This window comes from Mesorhizobium sp. M7A.F.Ca.CA.004.12.1.1 (genome assembly GCF_003997835.1).
GTDB lineage: Bacteria > Pseudomonadota > Alphaproteobacteria > Rhizobiales > Rhizobiaceae > Mesorhizobium.
Map to the genome: position 1 here is coordinate 1 of NZ_RZRK01000538.1, position 4,269 is coordinate 4,269.

A 4,269-nucleotide genomic window follows, 5' to 3' on the forward strand; every position below is an offset into this window, starting at 1 on the left:
ATCAAGGATCCGGGTCCGGGCGGCATGCGGCTGCGCCAGATCTCGCTCGACATGAGTTTTGCGCAGTCCTTCGACGGCCGCGCACCGGACGCCTATGAGCGGCTGATCATGGACGTCATCCGTGGCAACCAGACCCTGTTCATGCGCCGTGACGAAGTCGAGGCGGCGTGGAAATGGATCGACCCGATCCAGAATGCCTGGGAAAGTGCCAGGCAGGAGGCGCAGGGCTACACGGCGGGCACCTGGGGGCCATCGGCCTCGATAGCACTGATCGAGCGTGACGGGCGGACATGGCACGAGAGCAATTGAACAGCGCCGCCTACAGCTGGAACGGCTTCGCCGGGCGCCAGGAACTGGCGGCCGCCCTTGCAGATCATGCTGCAGGCAGACTGACCAAGGCGATCGCCGAGCGCGGCACGGGGTTGCTCGCCGTCTCCGGCGGCACCACGCCGGCAAAATTCTTCGCCGCCCTTTCAGCGATACCCATCGCCTGGGACAAGGTGATCGTGACGCTGGTCGACGAGCGTTTCGTGCCGGCCTCCTCGCCACGCTCCAATGCCGGGCTGGTGACCGCCAATCTGTTGCAGAACGCGGCCAAGGCGGCTCGTTTCGTGCCGCTCTATCACGAAGCCACCAGCATCGAGGATGCGGCCTCGTCCGATGATGCAGCGCTCCGGTCCTTGCCATGGCCGCTCGATGTCGTCGTGCTCGGCATGGGGCCGGACGGCCACACCGCCTCGTTCTTTCCCGATGCCGACGATCTGGCGACGCTGCTCGACCCGTCTTCCGACAGGATCGTGCTGCCGGTTCATGCGGCAAGTGCGGGCGAGCCGCGGCTGACCCTGTCGCTGGCGCGCATCGTCGAAGCCGGCTTCATCGCGCTGCACATAGAGGGTGAGGACAAGCGTATCGCCTTCGACGGCGCGGTGGCGCCCGGGCCGCGAAAGCCAATCCGTGCCGTGCTCGACGCAGCGCATAAGCCCGTAGAGGTTTTCTGGGCCCCCTGAATCTCGATTTACTCTGGTCCCGGCAAACGGCGGGAGGATGTTTCCGGGACCTCGCCTGAAAGGACCGACCGCCATGACCGCCAGACGCGACATCGAAGCCATCACCGAACGCATCCGCCAGCGCTCAAAGCCAGGCCGCGAGCGTTATCTCGGCCGCATCGCCGAGGCATCGAACCGCACCGCCAACCGGGCTGTGCTGTCGTGCGGCAATCTCGCCCACGGCTTTGCGGTGTGCAGCCCCTCGGAAAAGCTCGCGCTGGGCGCCGACAAGGTGCCGAACCTCGGCATCATCACCTCCTACAACGACATGCTGTCGGCGCATCAGCCGTTCGAGACCTTCCCCGCGCTGATCAAGGACGCGGCGCGCGAAGCCGGCGGCATTGCCCAGGTGGCCGGCGGCGTGCCGGCCATGTGCGACGGCGTCACCCAGGGCCAGCCCGGCATGGAGTTGTCGCTGTTTTCGCGCGACGTGATCGCCATGGCCGCCGCGATCGGCCTGTCGCACAACATGTTCGACGCCGCCGTCTATCTCGGCGTCTGCGACAAGATCGTGCCGGGGCTGGTCATCGCGGCACTCACCTTCGGCCATCTGCCGGCGGTGTTCATTCCGGCCGGACCGATGACGACCGGCCTGCCCAATGACGAGAAGGCCAAGGTCCGCCAGCTCTACGCCGAGGGCAAGGCCGGGCGCGCCGAACTGCTGGAAGCCGAGTCCAAATCCTATCATGGGCCGGGCACCTGCACCTTCTACGGCACGGCGAATTCCAACCAGATGCTGATGGAGATCATGGGCCTGCACACGCCGGGCGCTTCCTTCGTCAACCCCGGCACGCCGCTGCGCGAGGCGCTGACCCGCGAGGCGACGAAGCGGGCGCTGGCGATCACCGCGCTCGGCAACGCCTATACGCCTGTCGGCCGGATGATCGACGAGCGCTCGATCGTCAACGGCATCGTCGGCCTGCACGCCACCGGCGGCTCGACCAATCACACCATCCACCTGATCGCCATGGCGGCGGCGGCCGGCATAGCCATCACCTGGCAGGATATTTCCGACCTTTCGGAAGCCGTGCCGCTGCTGGCGCGGGTCTATCCGAACGGCCTCGCCGACGTGAACCATTTCCACGCCGCCGGCGGGCTCGGCTTCCTGATCCGCGAACTGCTCGACGAAGGCATCCTGCATGAGGATGTGCAGACGGTGTGGGGCGAAGGCCTGCGGCCCTATGCGGTCGAGGCAAAGCTCGGCGCCGACGGCAGCGTGGTGCGCGAGGCCTCGCCGAAGGCAAGCGGCGACGAAAAAGTGCTGGCGCCGTTCAACAAGGCATTCCAGGCGACCGGCGGCCTGAAGGTGCTGTCAGGCAATCTCGGCCACGCCGTCATCAAGACTTCCGCGGTGAAGCCGGAGCGGCGTATCATCGAGGCGCCGGCCAGGGTCTTCGACAGCCAGCAAGGGCTGAACGATGCGTTCAAGGCAGGCACGCTGACCGGTGATTTCATCGCCGTCATCCGCTTCCAGGGGCCGAAGGCCAATGGCATGCCGGAACTGCACAAGCTGACCACCGTGCTCGGCATCCTGCAGGATCGCGGCCAGCGCGTCGCGCTGGTCACCGACGGGCGCATGTCGGGCGCCTCCGGCAAGGTGCCGGCGGCGATCCATGTGACGCCGGAAGCGGTCGAGGAGGGTCCTATCGCCAGGATCCACGAAGGCGACATCATCCGGCTCGACGCCGAAGCCGGCACACTCGAAGTCCTGGTGCCGGCCGGGGAGTTCGCCTTGCGCCGGACGGCGGATGCCGATCTTATCGGCAACGAGTTCGGCTTCGGCCGCGAACTGTTTGCCGGCTTCCGGCAATTGGTCGGCCGCGCCGACCATGGCGCCAGCGCCTTCGGCACCGCTTGACGGCAGTTCTGCGTCGTTCATGAAAAAGGGCGGCACATGGCCGCCCTCTTGCGGTTGTGCATACGATTCTATTGCACGGTTAGCTCGGCTCGCTCGCCGGCCTTGACCGTCACGTTGCCTTCTTTCGAACTGTTGTCGGATTTCTCCGAAACCACGGCGTAGTCGCCCGCCGGGATCGCTGCCTGATACTTCTGGTCGAATGCATAGCCAAGCGACTTGCGGTTGCCGTTGATGTCCTTCTTGGCCTCGAAAATCTCGATCTTCGAGGCTCCGGGCGCGGTGATCGCCAGCACGCCGGCATTCATTGCGACCTTCAGATCCTGAAATTCGCCCACCTTGACGGTGAACGGCTGCTCGACGACGGCGAGATCAACCGTCGCAATCAACACATAGTCATCGGGCGGCAGATCGAATTTGCTGTCGGGTCCGTAGGCATAGGTCACCTCGTCCCTGGTTCCATCGATCTTCTTTTTTGCCTTGAGCACCTTGAAGCCGATGCCTGAACCGTCCGCCTTGTCGCCGCCCGCAGCATAGTAAGCATTGGCAACGACATGGCCAACACCGGCAACCATGTCCTTTTCCACGGTCTTGCCGGCAGCCAGCGGAATCGTCTCGGTAGCCACGCCCTGCCCGATCGTGACAGTCACCTTCTGGTCGCCGGCCGGCAACACGGCTTTCGTCGTCCCATAGAAGGTGGCGGGCATGTCGGCACCAGGATAGTCGATGACGACAGCCGCGCCATCGACGACATCCGCCCCCTCGCTCGGTCGCGGATGGATGATGAGCGTGCCGGCATTCAAGTTGAAGAGAGGCTTGTAGACCTGGCCTGCCTCGATCTTGACCTTCTGCTCGGTCTTCGCCTGGCCGTCACTGGCCACGACGATATAGTCGCCCAGTTCCAGATTGGCCTTGTAGGCGCCGTATTCGGTGCTGACGTAGTCGCCGCGCGTACCGTCGGGTTTCGCCTTGTAGATTTCCCAGGCGTTGCCGTCGGTGACGGGATCGCCGCCCTCGGCAAGCACTGCTATCGGCTGGAAATTGAAGTCCGGTTTGGCCAGCTCCGGTGCGGGCGCTGGCTCCGGTGCCGGAGCGGGTGCCGGTTCCGGCACCGGCGCCGCCACGGTCTCGGCAAGCGCCTCCTGCAGCGCCTTCTCGTCGGAGGCCTGGATGTATTTGCCGCCGGTGTTGTCGGCGAGGCAGGCGATCTGCCGGCCCTCATCGGCGGTCAGGCCGAAACCGACGACATCGGCGGTGAAGTCGACGCCGGATGCCTCGAGCTCCTTGCCAAGCGCGCAAGGGTCGCCGCCGCATGTTTCGAGCCCGTCGGTGATGAGCACGACGGTCGCCTTGTCCTCGGTGTATTTC

Annotated in this window: 3 protein-coding genes and 1 pseudogene; 3 read left to right on the forward strand and 1 reads right to left on the reverse strand. The window is 65.3% G+C overall.

Going from position 1 to position 4,269, the window contains the following annotated elements; all coding sequences use genetic code 11:
- From EN984_RS24515 to edd, 3 genes and pseudogenes are all read left to right on the forward strand, one after another.
- A pseudogene (locus EN984_RS24515) lies at positions 1 to 309 on the forward strand (glucose-6-phosphate dehydrogenase); the annotation flags it as partial.
- Positions 291 to 1,007, forward strand: a complete 717-nt coding sequence (gene pgl / locus EN984_RS24520; protein ID WP_127268129.1) for a 6-phosphogluconolactonase — start codon at positions 291 to 293, stop codon at positions 1,005 to 1,007. The pseudogene EN984_RS24515 and the gene pgl, both read left to right, overlap by 19 nt.
- A 73-nt stretch (positions 1,008 to 1,080) precedes the next feature.
- On the forward strand, positions 1,081 to 2,904 hold the full coding sequence (edd, locus tag EN984_RS24525; protein WP_127268130.1) for a phosphogluconate dehydratase: 1,824 nt from the start codon (positions 1,081 to 1,083) through the stop codon (positions 2,902 to 2,904).
- Positions 2,905 to 2,972: 68 nt separating this feature from the next.
- Here the strand turns inward: edd and EN984_RS24530 are convergent.
- A partial coding sequence (locus EN984_RS24530; protein WP_127328253.1) for a hypothetical protein occupies positions 2,973 to 4,269 on the reverse strand: 1,297 nt, incomplete at its 5' end.

Excerpts from the sequence above, each read along its gene's own strand:
- pgl (WP_127268129.1), top strand. The coding sequence starts at position 291 with ATGGCACGAGAGCAATTGAACAGCGCCGCCTACAGCTGGAACGGCTTC.
- edd (WP_127268130.1), top strand. The coding sequence starts at position 1,081 with ATGACCGCCAGACGCGACATCGAAGCCATCACCGAACGCATCCGCCAG.